At 42.2% G+C, this 16,926-nt stretch carries 17 protein-coding genes; 9 read left to right on the plus strand and 8 right to left on the minus strand.

Annotated features, from left to right (window positions below):
• The first annotated feature begins 52 nt into the window (after positions 1-52).
• The 4 genes from EVU92_RS03525 (at position 53) to EVU92_RS03540 (ending at position 3,255) form a co-directional block, all read left to right on the plus strand.
• Positions 53-343, plus strand: coding sequence for an MliC family protein (locus tag EVU92_RS03525; RefSeq protein ID WP_130050035.1), 291 nt, complete (start codon positions 53-55; stop codon positions 341-343).
• Positions 344-425: 82 nt separating this feature from the next.
• Positions 426-1,892 (plus strand): 4-hydroxy-3-polyprenylbenzoate decarboxylase, encoded by a 1,467-nt coding sequence (gene ubiD, locus EVU92_RS03530; RefSeq protein WP_130050036.1) that lies wholly within the window; start codon positions 426-428, stop codon positions 1,890-1,892.
• Positions 1,893-1,979: 87 nt separating this feature from the next.
• Positions 1,980-2,693 carry an NAD(P)H-flavin reductase gene (fre, locus tag EVU92_RS03535; RefSeq protein ID WP_130050037.1) on the plus strand — a complete coding sequence of 238 codons (714 nt, stop codon included), beginning with the start codon at positions 1,980-1,982 and terminating at the stop codon, positions 2,691-2,693.
• Positions 2,694-2,838: 145 nt separating this feature from the next.
• Positions 2,839-3,255: a CBS domain-containing protein gene (locus EVU92_RS03540; protein ID WP_054563674.1), complete on the plus strand. Its 417-nt coding sequence runs from the start codon at positions 2,839-2,841 to the stop codon at positions 3,253-3,255.
• Between the two features lie 9 nt (positions 3,256-3,264).
• Here the strand turns inward: EVU92_RS03540 and add are convergent, their stop codons facing one another.
• The 8 genes from add to cyaY form a co-directional block, all read right to left on the minus strand.
• On the minus strand, positions 3,265-4,266 hold the full coding sequence (gene add, locus EVU92_RS03545; RefSeq protein WP_130050038.1) for an adenosine deaminase: 1,002 nt from the start codon (positions 4,264-4,266) through the stop codon (positions 3,265-3,267).
• 103 nt (positions 4,267-4,369) lie between these two features.
• Complete coding sequence (locus EVU92_RS03550) at positions 4,370-7,066, minus strand: ATP-binding protein (protein ID WP_130050039.1); 2,697 nt, start codon at positions 7,064-7,066, stop codon at positions 4,370-4,372.
• A 30-nt stretch (positions 7,067-7,096) separates the two neighbouring features.
• Positions 7,097-8,206 carry a heme biosynthesis HemY N-terminal domain-containing protein gene (locus EVU92_RS03555; protein WP_130050040.1) on the minus strand — a complete coding sequence of 370 codons (1,110 nt, stop codon included), beginning with the start codon at positions 8,204-8,206 and terminating at the stop codon, positions 7,097-7,099.
• Complete coding sequence (locus tag EVU92_RS03560) at positions 8,203-10,023, minus strand: uroporphyrinogen-III synthase (protein ID WP_130050041.1); 1,821 nt, start codon at positions 10,021-10,023, stop codon at positions 8,203-8,205. The genes EVU92_RS03555 and EVU92_RS03560 overlap by 4 nt, the downstream gene beginning before the upstream one ends.
• 1 nt (position 10,024) lies before the next feature.
• Positions 10,025-10,963, minus strand: a complete 939-nt coding sequence (hemC, locus tag EVU92_RS03565) for a hydroxymethylbilane synthase (protein ID WP_130050042.1) — start codon at positions 10,961-10,963, stop codon at positions 10,025-10,027.
• A 36-nt stretch (positions 10,964-10,999) separates the two neighbouring features.
• Positions 11,000-11,890, minus strand: coding sequence for a DUF2914 domain-containing protein (locus EVU92_RS03570; protein WP_130050043.1), 891 nt, complete (start codon positions 11,888-11,890; stop codon positions 11,000-11,002).
• 21 nt (positions 11,891-11,911) lie between these two features.
• A complete protein-coding gene (locus tag EVU92_RS03575; RefSeq protein WP_130050044.1) occupies positions 11,912-12,568 on the minus strand; it encodes an alpha/beta fold hydrolase in 657 nt (218 codons plus the stop codon).
• Complete coding sequence (gene cyaY, locus EVU92_RS03580) at positions 12,565-12,888, minus strand: iron donor protein CyaY (RefSeq protein WP_036974421.1); 324 nt, start codon at positions 12,886-12,888, stop codon at positions 12,565-12,567. The genes EVU92_RS03575 and cyaY overlap by 4 nt, the downstream gene beginning before the upstream one ends.
• A 148-nt stretch (positions 12,889-13,036) precedes the next feature.
• Here cyaY and EVU92_RS03585 point away from each other — a divergent pair, with 148 nt between their 5' ends.
• The 5 genes from EVU92_RS03585 (at position 13,037) to EVU92_RS03605 (ending at position 16,923) form a co-directional block, all read left to right on the plus strand.
• Complete coding sequence (locus EVU92_RS03585) at positions 13,037-13,216, plus strand: lipoprotein (protein ID WP_130050045.1); 180 nt, start codon at positions 13,037-13,039, stop codon at positions 13,214-13,216.
• Positions 13,217-14,470 carry a diaminopimelate decarboxylase gene (gene lysA, locus EVU92_RS03590; protein ID WP_130050046.1) on the plus strand — a complete coding sequence of 418 codons (1,254 nt, stop codon included), beginning with the start codon at positions 13,217-13,219 and terminating at the stop codon, positions 14,468-14,470.
• Positions 14,471-14,534: 64 nt separating this feature from the next.
• Entirely contained in the window at positions 14,535-15,365 is an 831-nt protein-coding gene (dapF, locus tag EVU92_RS03595) for a diaminopimelate epimerase (RefSeq protein ID WP_130050047.1), read from the plus strand.
• Positions 15,362-15,973, plus strand: a complete 612-nt coding sequence (locus EVU92_RS03600) for a DUF484 family protein (protein WP_130050048.1) — start codon at positions 15,362-15,364, stop codon at positions 15,971-15,973. The genes dapF and EVU92_RS03600 overlap by 4 nt, the downstream gene beginning before the upstream one ends.
• Positions 15,970-16,923, plus strand: coding sequence for a tyrosine recombinase XerC (locus EVU92_RS03605; RefSeq protein ID WP_130050049.1), 954 nt, complete (start codon positions 15,970-15,972; stop codon positions 16,921-16,923). The genes EVU92_RS03600 and EVU92_RS03605 overlap by 4 nt, the downstream gene beginning before the upstream one ends.
• The last annotated feature ends 3 nt before the right edge of the window (positions 16,924-16,926 follow it).

Here is a 16,926-nt window from a genome sequence, read left to right on the forward strand (position 1 = left end):
GTTAATTTTTCTTTGTTAGGCTTATAGCTCATTCAAAAATAAAGGTGTTTCTATGATTAAACCACTTCTCTCGGGGCTCGCTTTAGTTACCTTGTGCGCGTGTGCTGAGCAAAGTGCACCAAGCAATTATCTGTGCGATGGGACCCTTAGTGCCAGTATTGTTGAAAACAATGATGAGGAAGCAAGATTGACATTTAAGGACAATGAATTTTTACTCAATCGCCAAGTAAGTGGCTCAGGAGTTAAATACAGTGCCGATAATGTGCTGTTTTGGTCTAAAGGCGATGAAGCTATGCTGATTTTAAAAGGTAAAAAGTACCAATGTAGCTTAATTCAGCAATAGCAAAACCTATCGCGGCTAAATTAGCTTAATCAGTGGTTTTGAGTATAATAGCGACAGTTTATTCAGCGTTTAAGCGGCTATAATGAAATACAAAGATCTTCGCGAATTTATCGAGTTATTAGAACAAAAAGGTGAACTAAAACGGATCAAACAAGAAATTGATCCTTACCTTGAAATGACCGAAATTGCCGACCGCACGTTACGTGCCGAAGGCCCAGCTCTGTTATTCGAAAACCCTAAAGGCCACACTATTCCCGTTCTTGCCAACCTTTTTGGTACACCCAAACGCGTTGCCATGGGTATGGGACAAGATGATGTTAGTGAACTGCGCGAAGTCGGTAAGTTATTAGCTTTTCTAAAAGAGCCTGAGCCACCTAAAGGCATTAAAGAGGCATTAGGGCAAATCCCAGTATTCAAACAAGTATTGAATATGCCTGCAAAAGAAGTAAAAAAAGCGCCTTGTCAGCAAGTCATACTTGAAGGTGATAATGTCGACTTAACCAAGCTGCCTATTCAACATTGCTGGCCGGGTGATGCAGCCCCATTGATTACATGGGGCTTAACGGTTACCAAAGGGCCTTATAAAAAGCGTCAAAACTTAGGTATTTACCGTCAGCAGCTACTGGGTAAAAACAAAATTATTATGCGTTGGTTATCGCATCGCGGTGGCGCATTAGATTTTCGTGAATGGTGTAAAGAGCACCCTGGTGAACCCTACCCTGTGTCTGTGGCATTAGGTGCCGATCCTGCGACAATCTTAGGCGCTGTAACACCCGTCCCTGATACCCTAAGTGAATATGCGTTTGCTGGTTTACTACGCGGTAGTAAAACTGAAGTTGTTAAATCGATTTCAAATGACCTACAAGTGCCAGCTACCGCAGAGTTCGTGCTTGAAGGTTATATTATGCCGGGTGAAACAGCCCCTGAGGGCCCTTATGGCGATCACACAGGATACTACAACGAAGTAGACGAGTTTCCGGTGATGACGGTCACTCACATTACACATCGTGAAAATCCAATTTATCACAGCACTTACACTGGCCGCCCACCAGATGAGCCAGCAGTACTTGGGGTTGCATTGAACGAAGTGTTCGTGCCAATTCTGCAAAAGCAGTTCCCTGAAATTGTAGATTTTTATCTACCGCCTGAAGGCTGCTCTTATCGCATGGCTGTGGTCACGATGAAGAAACAATACCCAGGTCATGCCAAGCGCGTAATGATGGGTGTGTGGTCTTTCTTGCGTCAATTTATGTATACCAAGTTCGTGATCGTTTGCGATGATGATGTAAATGCACGCGACTGGAACGACGTGATATGGGCAATCACCACACGTATGGACCCTGCTCGTGATACGACAATGATCGAAAACACACCAATTGATTATTTAGATTTTGCATCGCCAGTATCTGGCCTTGGCTCAAAGATGGGCATGGATGCGACTAATAAATGGCCTGGTGAAACAGACCGCGAATGGGGTGAACCCATTGTCATGGACCCAAAAATCAAAGAACGTGTTGATGAATTATGGGACAGCTTAGATATTCTCTAGGCTGTGTCTATGTTAAACTGCTCAAAATTTAACGGTTATGAGTGCGATTCATAACCGAATTTGCTTCTGTGCTTATAAAGGTAAACTATGCAAACATTACTCGCTGACGTGGTTGCGATCAGCCCGCTTACAGACCACGTACATAAGGTCATTTTGAAACCACAGCAACCTGTGTCATTCGAGGCAGGCCAATATATGCAACTAGTATTAGGCGAAAAAGATAAGCGTGCCTTTTCTATTGCAAGCCGCCCGTCGCAAACTGACCAAATTGAACTACACATTGGTGCCGCGGGTGCTGATTCGTATGCAATGCAAGCGCTTGATCATTTACGTCAAGCACATACAGAGCAACAGCAAGTTAATGTTGAAGTGGGCTTAGGTATATCACAGTTGCGAGTTGAGGGTGAGCGCCCAATTATTCTACTTGCTGGCGGTACTGGTTTTTCTTATGCCAAATCAATGGCTGATCACCTTGCTGAAATTGGCTGTGAGCGTCCTGTATTATTTTACTGGGGTGTACGTGAGCAAGCTGCACTTTATGCACATGATGAAATGCAAGCATGGGCAAACAGCAACCCACATTTCCAATATATTCCTGTGGTTGAAAATGCACCGCAAAGCTGGACAGGCAAAACCGGTTACGTCCACAAAGCCGTTATGGAAGATATCGTGTCTTTAGAACCATACGATATTTACATGGCAGGCCGCTTCGACATGATTGGCGTGGTTCGCGATGATTTTATCAATCATGGTGCGCTACGTGAGAACATGTACGCCGATGCATTTGCATTCATTAAATAACTAACTCATACAGGTTATTGTTAAGGCATCCAATTGGATGCCTTTTTTATTTGTTTTACCTATCGCCTTAATCCATCTAAACGATTTCACAAACTGCATTTCCTTGACCATACTTTGTTTAGAATAATGATGGGGAGAGACCCAAATGCTAAATACAAAAGTACAAGACTTTATGCAACGTAAGTTGCCACACATTACGCCTGAAACTGAAATGACCACCGCGATTAGCGAGCTGCAAAAGTTTAAACTACTAGGCGCACCAGTATTCGATGACAACAAAAGCCTAGTTGGCTTTATTTCTGAACAAGAGCTGCTACAACCGCTTATGCAAAACAGTTATTTCTGCGATGGCGTGGTAAAGGTAAAACAACTAATGCGCACCGATGTTGTCACGGTGAGTAGCGATCAAAACATCATTGAGCTGGCAGATGGTATGCAAACTGGTAAGCCAAAAAATTACCCGGTTATTGAGGATGGTAAGGTTGTTGGCATGATCAGCCGAGGAGATGTGCTCAAGGCATTGTATGAAAACTATGTCTCATGCCAAGAGCACCAAGTATAAGTTAGCTGCTTAACGATTAGCAGCTAACTGTTTTAAAGCAGCTTTATCTGCATCGCTTAAATAAGCAATTTCAAGTGCATTAGCTTGTGCTTTTTCCATATCGGCTTGGCTTAAACCTGCCGCAGGTGCTGCTACTTGATACTCATACGCTATTTCAATACCTTCAACTGCTGGATCATCAGTATTAATTGATGCCAAAATACCATGGTCTAAGAAGGTTTTTAACGGGTGCTTTGCAAGCTCAGCAACAGTACTGGTTTGAATGTTACTGGTTAAGCAAGACTCAATACCAATGCGCTTATCACGTAAGTAATCCATTAGCGCAGCATCTTCAATCGCTTTTACACCATGACCAATACGCGTTGCACCAAGCTCGTTAATTGCCTGCCAAATGCTTTCGCTACCTCGCGCTTCACCAGCGTGAATAGTGGCAGCTAAGTATGCATCATGAACTTGCTTAAAGTGATCAACAAATAACTCACCAGGAAAACCAATTTCATCGCCAGCTAAATCAACAGCCACTAAATCATTTTTAAAAGCAAGCAGAGCATCAAGCTCTTGCTGACAAATTTTAGTACCATAAGTACGCGACATAATGCCAATTAGGTTGGCTTTAATTGGTGCGTTTTGACACGCACTTTTAACACCATCAACTACCGCTTCGACAACACCTTGCGGGTGTAGACCTTGGCTTTGTGCCATATAATATGGACTAAAACGAAGCTCTACGTAATCGAGGTTTTGGGCAATAGCATCTTCAACGTTCTCGATAGCAATACGACGACATGCATCGTAATCACCCAATACTTTTACACCCCAATCTAACTTTTGCAAAAATGCCATTAGATTAGGTTCAGGGTCGATAACCTGTACGTGTGGAATAAGCGCTTCAATGTTATCAGCTGGTAATTCTAGGTTGAACTGACGACCAAGTTCTAAGATCGTTTGTGGGCGAACATTACCATCTAGATGACGGTGAATATCAAGCAATGGAAGTTTGTTATTGATCATAATTAGCACTCAGGTTCAGTAAATTTGCGCGGATCATACGTACCCACGACGATATTTCAAGTTTAGATGATTTTATTTACTTTTTTGAGGTCAAATGTCTGCTTTAATGACCGCTATCATTATGCAAGAAATGCCACAAAGTTTTAAAAAGTTTATCAGCATCAATTGGCTTCGTTAAATAACCATTCATACCACTGGCTAAGCCTTTCTTTTGGTCATCATCTTGGGCATTTGCCGATAAGCCAATGATCGGTAAATCAGTGATCAGCAACTCATTGCGAATAACTTTGGTTGCTTCTAAGCCATCCATATTCGGCATTTGAATATCCATGAGCACAAGGTCATAGCTTTTTTCACTGATCATCTTAATAGCCTCGCGGCCATCTTTAGCAATATCAGGTTGGCAGCCTTTGGTTTTTAAAATAGAACTCGCCACATGTTGATTCAATGGGTTATCTTCAACCAATAGAATTGCATCATCGGCAAATGAAACAGTAGTCACATCGATATCAGCTAACTCATCATCACTATGAACCACCTCTTCAAGAGGAGACTCAAATGGCAGCGAAATTGTAAATGTTGAGCCTTGTCCCTCAGTACTACTGAGGCTTATCTCGCCTCCCATCATAACAATGAGTTTTTGGCAAATACTCAAGCCTAAACCTGTACCACCGAAGCGACGAGAGGTTGAGCTATCAGCTTGTGAGAATGGTTTAAACAGGCGCTGCTGGGCCTCTTTACTGATGCCAATACCTGTATCAATAACACTAAAGTAAGTAAATTCACCCTGCTGCCAAATCCGCACTGTAATCGTTCCCTCTTGAGTGAACTTCACCGCATTATTTAGCAGATTCAATAATATTTGTTTTAAACGGATTGGATCGGTATGGATCAGTAGGTGTTCAGAAGCATCAAACTCAACTCTAAATTCTAAAGAGCGAGAGTTAAGTTCAAACTGCAGTAAGTTCGTTAATTCACTCACAAGCGCATTCACATCAATAGGCTCTTGATGTAACTCCAGACGCCCTGCTTCAATTTTAGAAAAATCTAAAACATCATTTATCACCCGTAATAGAACATTCAATGCACCGTCTGCTTGATCGATATAACTACGCGCTTGTTGCCAATCTTGCTCTTGCATTGCTAAGTAATGCAGCCCCTTAATACCATTAATAGGCGTGCGTATTTCGTGACTCATATTAGCTAAGAACTCACTTTTAATTTGGCTAGCTTTATCGGCTTTTTGTTTTTCTTCGCGAAGGCTTTGGGTTTGCTTTGCTACTTGCTGACGAATTTGAATATTAGTGCCTGTTACCGATATCAAAAAGGTAATTAATAACCACACAAACAGCATTCCGACTATTTGCGCAAGCCAATAAGACAGCCAAGATGACTGGGCTACTGATTCCCATAGTTTCACCTGCCAAACACGCTCACCAATAATAAAATTAAAGCTTGCGATTGCTGTAGTGCCAACACGATGAGGGCTGTAAATTTCAACAGGGTTAGTACCATCGGTAACATCAAAAAAACTGGCATCAATCTCGGTGTTTTGATTAAAGTTAAGTGTTCGCGCCAACACTTCCAGATTGACCACAGCAACAACATAACCTCTAAAACCTACTTGATGGTTAATGTCTGAATAAACAGGGTTAAAGAACAAAACGCCCTTTTCGCTGCCATCTCCTTGCATAAGGGTGATTGGTTCACTCACAGTGACATTTTTAATTAACCGAGAGTCTGTAAGCGCTTGTTTACGTAATTCGTTTGAGGCCAAATCAAAACCTTGAGCGGGTTGGTTGCCCTCTAAAGGGTGAACATATTGCACCGGAAAATACACCGCTCGCTTACTCACCGGCTGCCATTGCCCTGCAGCATTTTTTTCTTTCACGTAATAGTGGGTGCCTAGTTCATCACGCAGTAGATTTTGATAATTAGTTAGTTGCGAGTGAATAACCTTTGGCGCCCATTCAAAGGCAAGTATCTCTTCACTGTATTGCAATTGACGTGCTGTAAAGCGCTTAAATTCATCAAAATCAACTGCATCGCTACTAGCAAAAAAGGTCGCTAATAAAGCTAAGTGTGACTTAATTTCATCAACTTGGTGCTCAAGATTAGTATGAATCGCACTGACTTTGGCTTGCTGGCGCTGTAAGTCTTTATCTTTTTTTACACTGGCTGCGCCATAAAAACTGACACAAATAACCATATAGATTAATAGCGACGGCACAATTATTTGTAGCCGCTGGCGAGTATGATGGTAACTAAATGCAGCTAAAACTAATGGCGTGAAAATCAGCACCCCAATACTGTCACCAATCCACCATGCAATAAAATTATTAAGTGCCGCATAACTCGGAATAACATTATTTATGACCAGTAAACCTGTGCCAATTGATGCCGCAATCAAGCTACACAAAGGGCCGCCAATCATTAAGCCAAGCACACTTTGTTTTAATGACGATAATTCAATCGGGCGCTTAGCTACATGAATAATTATGTAATAGGCGAGCCAAGCTTGGAATGTTGATGCTGTTGTTACACCAATAGCCTGCAGCATCATTTGCCAATGGAAAATATCAGTGGCTTTATCAAGGTGAATGAGGTTTACAAAGAACGCCCCTAGCAAAACTCCTGGTAGGGCACGATTTCGAAATAGCAAGATACTGGCAAGAGCAATACCTGAAGGCGGCCATGCAGCAACCGCATAACCATCAATCGCCAGCAAAGAATTACTTAAATACCCTGTAAGAAAGTAAGCAAGTGCGATACTTATGGTCAGTGTAAATAAGTTCTTCAAGCCATCGCTCCTTTGCTGGCTGGAGTAAAATTATTGATAGAGTACCAATGCTTTTTCTGGCTGGGCACTTTTACTATAACTGAGTACAGCTTGCTGCAAATAGGCATTACGATTATCAGCATTAAGTGCTTTATCAAACACCCGCGCAGCTAAATCGTACTCACCATGAGCATTCGCTAAACATGCTAGGGCTAGAAGTAAATCTGTATTCTCGGTGTCTTTTTTCAATACATCTTGCAAACTTGCTTGCAGCTTGAGTGCATCGCCAGGGCCACTGGTACGTAAAATACGTGCTAAATCTTTATGCTGCAGCGGTTTTTTAACCATTTTAATTAAGCTTAACTCTATTTTATTTAATTCGCCTGCCTTTGCCATCGCTGCCAAATAACTTACTTCAGCGTGTGGTTTAAGGTTTTTCGCTAATTGCTCATAGCACGCAGTTAAATCCTCGCTTGACTGCGCTGCAAAGTAGCGATCAAACAGTTGCTGCCATTCCTGCTCTGAAAGTGCTTTTTTGCGTAATAAGCGAGGCATGAAGTCATTAAGTGCAGCCCATTTTTGCTCTTGCACTAAAACATGGGCATACATTTTGAGCTCTAAACGAGTAGCTTTTTTGCGTTCAGCTGAGGCTTTTAGATCAGCAAAAATAGTGCTGGTTTCACCGCTGGCAATCCATAACTTAGCCACTTTTAGTTGATTATTTTGACTTATGTTATCAAGGTAGCTAATCGCCTTTTCGTTCTCATTACTCGCTAATGCCGCTTTAGCAAGAAGCGCATAACGTATATCGGTCCACTGGTCTGCAACACTGTTATTATCAAGGGCTAGCTCCAGCTCTGCATAATCGTTATTTATTAAGCTCCATACACCTTGCTCAATAGCCGCTTGTTTACGTTCTTCACTACGAGCAAAAAAGCGATGGCGTGTGTGGCTATACAAAGACCATAAATAACGAACTAGTTTATAAAGCACATATATTGCAGTAAGTGCTAACAGTAAGAGTGCTGTAACGCCCCAAATAGTGCCTTCAATGGTTGTTTTATTAAAGGCAATTAATACATAACCCTTTTGATCAATAAAAAAGGGGGCAATTCCCAAACAGACGGCTATCGCAATAATGATTAATAAAAAGCGGATCATTGTGCCCACTCCTTCACCTGCTCAGTACTTTGCAGTGACACTTTTGGGCTGAAATCAAGTTGCTCTTTTGAAAGCTCAGCGAGGCTTTTTAATGCCGCTTTTGTTTGCGCATCATCTTGCTTAAAGTAATCTTTTACCAAGCTATGTGCAGCATCAACAGCGCTAAAATACACACTGCTTTGTTTACTTAATACAGCATCTTGCGCTTGAGCTAAGTATAAGCTTAAGCGCTGTTTAACTAAGTGGCGCTCTTGCTCACTTAAAAATGGTGCGATAACCATATCTTCACGTGTGCGTACTTCTACAAAGAAGTCTTTAAACTGCTGCCATGATTTCGCAAGGTTCTGACGCCATTCACTGACATTTTCGCTCAATTGATTTGGATCTTCTTTGACGACTTCTTCAGGTAGTGAAATAGCATTAAATACTAGTTCATCAACTTTTTGATTAATGCCATGCAGTTTTAAATAAATTGCTTCAACAGCAACAGGCTCTATGGCATTCAAGGTTTGCAAGTCTTGGTGAATTGCTTGGCGAATAGCTCCTGTACCCGGGTGTTCTGCTAGCAAGCTATCTAAGCGAGATAGCACAGCGGCAGCTCCTTGGTAATCGTGCTCTGCCCACAATTTAAACTCGGCCATACGTTGCAGGCTTGTAACCTCTTGCGGATTAAGCGTGAAAGTTTGCTGCTCAGCGCGCTTTAAAGCCGCTTGTAATTGCTGCTGAGTTTGCTCAGCACTTTCATTTAGCGCCTCAGAGACTTTTTGTTCACTGTTATAAAGCGAATGTTGTAATGTTTGCTGCGCACTTTTTAATGCATCAATCTGCTGTTGTAAGCGTTGGTTTTCATCTGTCAGCTCAGTAAATGCAACAGCTGATTGCTGATCACTATTTAATTTGTGATAAAACTCATAGCCAACAGTAGAAGCCACTAAAAGTGAAATAAGTAACGCTAAGCTACCTGATTTGCTGATACCTTTTTTTGCTTGCACAGGCGCTTTCGTCCCAGTATTTACCGTTTGCGCTTTTTTATCTGGCTGTGCAGTCACTGGCTTTGCGGGTTGTTTTGATTCTGCTTCACTCATTTTGCTACCTTGCTGATTAATGCAGGTGAACATAGCGCTATCGCTCGCCCCTGCAGCAATATGTATCTGTGTTCTTGCGACCTTTTGTTGCTTTAAATAGTCAGCGATACGCTCACTAGCAACGAAAAATTGTCGCTCTTTCAACCATGTAAGCTGAGGCTCATTTAAGCCATTAAAAATGGCATCCACCGCTGCATTACTAGTAATGACTATACCTTCTACATCAACTGTTTGCCAGTGGTCCATCCACTTACCAGGCTCGCTCTCAATTGCGCTACGCTTGTAAACAACCAACTGATTCAATAAAGCACCACGTTGTTTTAAGGTTTTCGCTATCGTCGTGCGCCCGCCTACACCTTTCACTAATACAATGTTACTCAGCTCTACATCTTGCAGCGTTTTTAGCTCGAGCAGACCTTCTGAATCATGTTTTTTTGGCACAGCAGCTCGACGTCCAAACGCTTCATAAACCGCATCAGCAGTTTGCTGACCAACCGCATAAAGTTGGGCTGCTTTGTTAATTGTTGGTGTGAGTTTTAACAAGGCATGTACGGCATCTTGCGAGATAAAAATAACTTTATCGGCATTTTCTAGCGGCGCAAGCTCACTACTATTAACCGTGAGGTAATCTAAGGTAAGGACTGGACATTGGGTTGTTTGATAACCCGCCTGCTGAAGCTCAAGAGCAAGCTCAGTGCCTTTTCCTTCTGGACGAGTTATCAAAATATGCATATTAAGCGTCTCTATATACTTCAGCTAAAATTTTATCGGCACCTTGCTCAAGTAGCTTTTCAGCAAGTGTAATACCTAACTGCTCTGCGTCAGCCACTGGACCTGTCACTTCATCACGCAGCATTTGGCTGCCATCAATAGCGCCCACTAAACCACGTAAATGCACTTGCTCACCCTCAACTAGTGCAAATGCACCAATTGGTACCTGACAGCCACCTTCTAAATGGCGGTTCATCGCACGCTCGGCATTTACACGAATGCGTGTTTCATTATGCTCAAGCGGAGCTAGTAGCGCTTTTGTAACTTCATCGTCAATACGACATTCAATACCTACTGCGCCTTGACCATTTGCAGGTAATGATACTTCAGGCTCAATAAAGGCAGTGATGCGTTCTGGCATTTCTAAACGAATTAATCCCGCAGCAGCTAGGATAATTGCATCATATTGACCATCATCTAGTTTTGCTAAACGGGTGTTAACATTACCGCGTAAATCACGAATATCTAAATCAGGACGCGCTTCGCGAATTTGGCATTGGCGGCGTAAGCTTGACGTACCAACAATAGCACCTTGTGGTAACTCATCTAAGCTTTTGTAGTTGTTAGATACAAATGCATCACGAGGGTCTTCACGCTCACAAATTGTGTTTAAGGCTAAGCCTTCAGGAAACTCAACAGGTACATCTTTCATTGAATGCACCGCAATATCTGCGCGGCCATCAAGCATGGCTTGTTCAAGCTCTTTTACGAATAAACCCTTACCACCAATCTTTGCCAGTGGCGTATCAAGGATAATATCGCCTTGCGTCGACATAGGAACCAACTCTACCGTCACGTCGTCATGGAAGTGCTCTAATTGAGCTTTAACAAATTCTGCCTGCCATAAAGCAAGCGCACTTTTACGGGTAGCGATACGAACTAGTTTTGTTGTCTGTGTCATGAAAAATCCAATTAATTATCAGGCTGATACTAAATGTTACTCAGCTAAAATTCTAAACTCTTTTTGGGCCAGCAAGTTGCCATCTGCGTCAATAACCTCAACACGCCAATCACCGAGCTGCTCTGGCATGATGTTTTTTGTTGAATAAGTACGAAAACGCGGGCTACTTACAGCTAATTCAATAGAAGCAAGCTGCTGGCCTTGGTAATACCATTGATGACGAACAGTTTGCCCCTGCATATTTCTAAGCTCACTAAAAAAGCTTAAGCTATTACTAATTTGCGCTAATTTTACATCGTTTTTTAGAACATTAACTGGTTCTCGATCAACAACATCGGTTGTTAATACTGCGCGACTTACTTTATCTGTATCTATTTTAGCGCCAATTGCAACACTGGCAATATGTGCTGAGTGTGAAAACTGCTGCTGAACATCGGGTACTGCAGCAACCTCTATTTGCTCTTCAGTTTGCAGTGGTTCTTCATCGGGAGTGACAGCTGATGTTTCAGGCAGCTGTTGCCCATCAAAAACCGGCTCACTCACGATCTCTGTATCTACTGTATTTGCTTCAGGTTCAGCTACGTCTGCGATAACGACCTCTGTAATAGCACTTTGTTTACTATCAGTAACCGCTGGTTGCTCATTCACTGGTGATGCAGTCACTTCTTTTGGTTCTTCTTGTTTGGCATCATTTAAAGGAGCTTGTAACTCAACACTTGCAAGCTCCGATTGCGGCTCATCCTGTGCTGATTGCTCAGCATTTACAGCCCCAATAAAGCTATACACTAATATAGCCAGTGCAACTAAGATGACACTGCTGACCATAAAAATACGTCGCCAATGCCATTGATAAGTGACCGCCGTAGAAGTTGAATTAACTGCTTCAACAGTATTCATATTTGCTGTAATTACAAGTTTCTTTGTCATGTTGGCCTCTAAAACCAAAAATTAACTCAAGCGAGCAATTAACCACTCACGAATAGCGATTAGTTCTTCACCACAAACTTGGTGCGCCATCGGGTAATCTTGCCAGCTTACTTCCATGTTGTTAGCGCTAAGCACATCAAATGCCTGCCTACCTGCATTATGTGGTACCACATCGTCAAATCGACCATGGGCCATAAAGATGTTTAAGCCTTGCTGCTTGATTTCATCGGCTAATTTATCTGGCACGCACATATAGGTTGATAGTGCCATTACACCCGCTAATTTATAGTCGAGTCGTGGCGCTAAGTGTAGCGATACCACACCACCTTGAGAAAAACCTGCAAGAATAATTTTGTTAGCAGCAATCCCTTTTGCAATTTCTTGATCAATAATCGCAGCCACTTTTGCAGCGGATTCACGAACCCCTTGCTCATCGGCACGCTTATCTAAATCCATTGATTTAATATCGTACCAAGAGCGCATCGCCATACCACCATTAATGGTGACTGGTTGCACAGGAGCATGAGGAAACACAAAACGCACTCCAAGCTCTGCTGGTAGTGCTAGTTGTGGTGCCACTGGCGCAAAACCATCGCCTGAATCACCTAACCCGTGTAACCAAATGACTGTTGCTTTATGTTCACTCTGTGCTGGATATTCAACAAACTCTAAACTCATAGTTCTGAGCGCCACTCGATAGGTTGCCCCGCTTGACGTGTTGCTGCATCACACATAAATTGCCAAAACTCAGCACCCGAGCGGTTATCAATCCACTTATCATCGCGTAGTTCAAAATGGTGACCATTAAATTTCGTCGCAACCCAAACTTGATGAAGTGGTGCTTGCTTGTTGATCACTATTTTACTGCGATCTGGGAAGATGATTTCTAAAATACCTGACGCTGATTCATAATCTAAGTCGGCATCACATTCATCGATTTGCTCTTCAATAGTTAGCATTAATGCATCGGCTAGTGTGTGGTATTCATGATCAGTCATTTTAATGTCCTTTAACTGGCTTTAAGCCTAGATCTGGAGGCAGATTGTGTACATCAAGTGTAACAGGAATAAATTCATCCGCGAATAGCTGCATTTTTTAAATATTCTGTTACTCTGCGATTATAAAGCCAGCAATCGTATTAATCTAATGAAAGAGACTCATAGCCAAAAATTAAAAACAATCTTACCACTTAGCGCCCTACTTCTAACCCTCGCCGGTTGCGGACAAAGTGGTGCTCTTTATCTACCAGATGATACTGCACAGCCTAAAGAATCTCAGCCGCAGGCTGATCCATCCGAACAACCAGAGCAAAAACAGGACCAATAGATGGACTTTTTTAACTACAATAATAATCAGCTGTTCGCTGAAGACATCGCTGTCAAAGAGCTGGCAGAGCAATACGGTACACCGTGTTATATCTATTCGCGTAAAACCTTTGAGCGCCATTACCATGCCTTTGCTGATGCAGCAAAATCGCATAAAAGTTTGGTGTGCTATGCCGTAAAAGCCAACTCTAATATTGCAGTGCTCAATATTTTAGCGCGGCTTGGTTCAGGTTTTGACATCGTCTCAAAGGGTGAGCTTGCTCGTGTAATCCAAGCTGGAGGGGACGCCAGTAAAGTGGTATTTTCTGGCGTTGCAAAAACAGCCGATGAAATTGCGTATGCACTTGAATTGGGGATCAAATGTTTTAACGTTGAGTCAGTGGCTGAGCTTGAGCGTATTTCAGAAGTGGCTACTTCTCTTAACCATGTAGCGCCTATTTCGATTCGTGTAAACCCAGATATTGATGCTAAAACGCATCCTTATATCTCAACAGGTTTAAAAGAGAATAAATTTGGTATTGATATTCAAACTGCGGTGACAGTATATCAACACGCTGCATCTCTGCCTGGTTTAAAAATTACCGGTGTAGATTGCCACATTGGTTCGCAGCTAACAGAAATTAAACCTTTCTTAGCTGCACTTGAAAAAGTGCTAACACTTATCGAAGAGTTAAAAGCCGCTGGCATAACACTTTCACACCTCGATATTGGTGGCGGACTGGGTGTGCCATATAACGGCGAAACACCACCTCATCCAAGTGAATATGTTGATAAAATTACCGCTCGATTAGCAGATTACCAAGATTTAGAGCTGATTTTTGAGCCTGGTCGTGCAATTGCTGCAAACGCAGGCATTTTAGTCACCAAAGTTGAGTTTATTAAACAAAACCAAGATAAGTTCTTTGCTATTGTTGATGCGGGTATGAACGATATGTTACGTCCATCGCTATATCAAGCTTGGCAAAATATTGTGCCGGTTGAACCTCGCGTAGATGATACGCCTACTCACAACTACGACATTGTAGGCCCTGTTTGTGAAACCGGTGACTTTTTGGGTAAAGACCGCGAACTAGCGCTACAAGCCGGTGACCTTTTAGCGCAGCGCAGCGCTGGTGCGTATGGTTTTACCATGAGCTCTAACTACAACTCGCGCCCTCGTGTTGCAGAGATTATGGTGGATGGTCAGCAAAGTCATTTAATTCGTCAACGTGAAACCTTAGAAAGCCTATGGCAAGGCGAGAAAATTTTACCATAAACGTTTTTATAACCGGGCAGCTCTGTGGCATGATTAGCTCAGAGCAATCCTGAATTAGAGCGTTATGTTAGTTAATTTCTCAAAAATGCACGGCCTAGGTAATGACTTTGTTGTTATTGATAACATTACTCAAAATGTTTTCTTATCTCGTGACCAAATAAAAAAGCTGGCAGATCGCCATTTCGGCATTGGCTTCGATCAACTACTTATGGTTGAAGCCCCTTACTCTCCTGATCTAGATTTCCATTATCGTATTTTTAATGCCGATGGTAACGAAGTTGAACAGTGTGGCAATGGTGCGCGTTGTTTCGCCCGCTTTGTTCGTATGAAAGGTCTTACCAATAAGCATAAGATTTCAGTTTCAACAAAATCTGGCAACCTCACTCTTTATATTGAAAAAGATGGCCAAGTTACGGTGAATATGGGCCACCCAAATTTTGAGCCGAACAAAATCCCATTTAAAGCCAGCAAGCGTGAGCTAACTTATATTCTTCGCACTGAAGAACATACTGTATTTAGCGGCGCAGTTTCAATGGGTAATCCACATTGCGTTTTAGAAGTTGATGACATTCATACAGCAGAAGTTACCACTCTAGGACCACTGCTTGAAAATCATGAACGTTTTCCACAACGCGCAAATGTTGGTTTTATGCAGGTAATTTCACAAGATCACATTAAACTTAGAGTGTGGGAGCGTGGCGTAAGTGAAACATTAGCATGTGGTACAGGTGCCTGTGCCGCAGTCGTGGTTGGACAAATTCAAAGTAAACTCGCAAGTACCGTACAAGTCGACTTACCAGGCGGGAGTTTGCAAGTACGCTGGCAAGGCGAAGGCCATCCTGTTCGGATGACTGGCCCTGCTGAGCATGTATTTGATGGACAAGTGGCATTATGAGCAAACTAACAGAACAACAAATTGCTGAATATTTAAAAGCACACCCTGATTTTTTTATTAAAAATCCTGATGTACTCGCTGAAGTTGAACTACAACAGCAAACAGCTGGTGCAACGTCTTTGGTGCATATTCAACAGCGCCAATTACGTGAACACAATACGTTATTAAAAAATAAGATTGAGCAGCTCGTTGAACAAGCAAAAGAAAACGAGTTAATTTACCGCTTATTTAGCGACTGTCATCGTCAGTTATGGACTAACTATGACTTTACGACACTGGCTAGCAACTTGCGCAATATTATCTGCACAAATCCATCCATTAACGAATGCCACTTAGTTAAGTACGATAAAAAGTTTGATGAGTTAATTGCTCACCGCCTGCAAAACGACGGCATTTACTTGGGCCGAGTAAGTCAGCAAGAAAGAGACTTACTATTCTCAGACACGACTCAATCGACTGCTTTATATCTAATTGGTAACACGAAACACCCTGTCGCAATTTTGGCGTTTGGTAGCGATGACGTAAGTCACTTTGAACCGGCAAAAGACAGCTTTTTTGTCCTTGAGTTTGTGCGCTCATTACAACTGCGCTTATTGGAACTTGCATGAGCGATGTGAAGACGCCAGACATTGATGAATTAAGTGATGCTTGGCGAACACCCATCCAACTTTTTGCAGACTACTTACGCTACGAAAAACAATACTCAGCGCACACAGTTAACCAATACACGAGCCAACTAGGCTTTGCAGCGTTGTACTTTAGTAAACTCTGTGAAAACTGGTTTGCGGTACAAGGTGAGCATATTCGTCGTTACAGCATGCAAATGCGTAGCAAACAATTAAGCGGCCGCACAATCAGTTTAAAACTGAGCTGTATTCGCAGTTTATATAAATTTTTAAAAGCTAAAAATATTGCCAGTCAGGCACATTATCATAATCCGGCAGAAGCCATTAAAGGGCCTAAATTTTCCAAGCCTTTACCCAAAAATTTAGACGTTGATCAAATGGCTAAACTACTAGAATTGCCAGATGATGATCCTTTAGCTATTCGTGACAAAGCTATGATGGAATTAATGTATTCATCAGGTCTGCGAATTAGCGAGTTAGTTGGCGCTAACATACAGGATATAAACCCTACTGAAGGTGAAATTTTAGTCCGTGGTAAGGGTAACAAAGAACGTTTATTACCTGTTGGCAGTAAAGCACTCAGTGCATTAAAAACATGGTTGAAAATTCGTCCTCAATTTGCGCATCCAGATGAAATAGCGGTATTTGTTAGCAGCCAAAAGAAGCGAATTTCCGTGCGCCAAGTTCGCCTTCGTATGCAAGAATGGGGTATCAAACAAGGGATCAGCTCGCAAGTGCATCCACATAAGTTACGCCACTCTTTTGCTTCACATATCTTAGAGTCGTCAGGAGATCTACGTGCCGTACAAGAATTATTAGGACACAGTAGTTTGTCTGCGACTCAAGTTTATACGCATTTAGATTTTCAACATTTAGCTAAAGTGTACGATAACACCCATCCACGCGCTAAAAAGCGCCCAACATCAGAGTAAACT

Origin of the sequence: Pseudoalteromonas sp. MEBiC 03485 (assembly GCF_004195145.1) — a bacterium.
GTDB lineage: Bacteria > Pseudomonadota > Gammaproteobacteria > Enterobacterales > Alteromonadaceae > Pseudoalteromonas > Pseudoalteromonas apostichopi.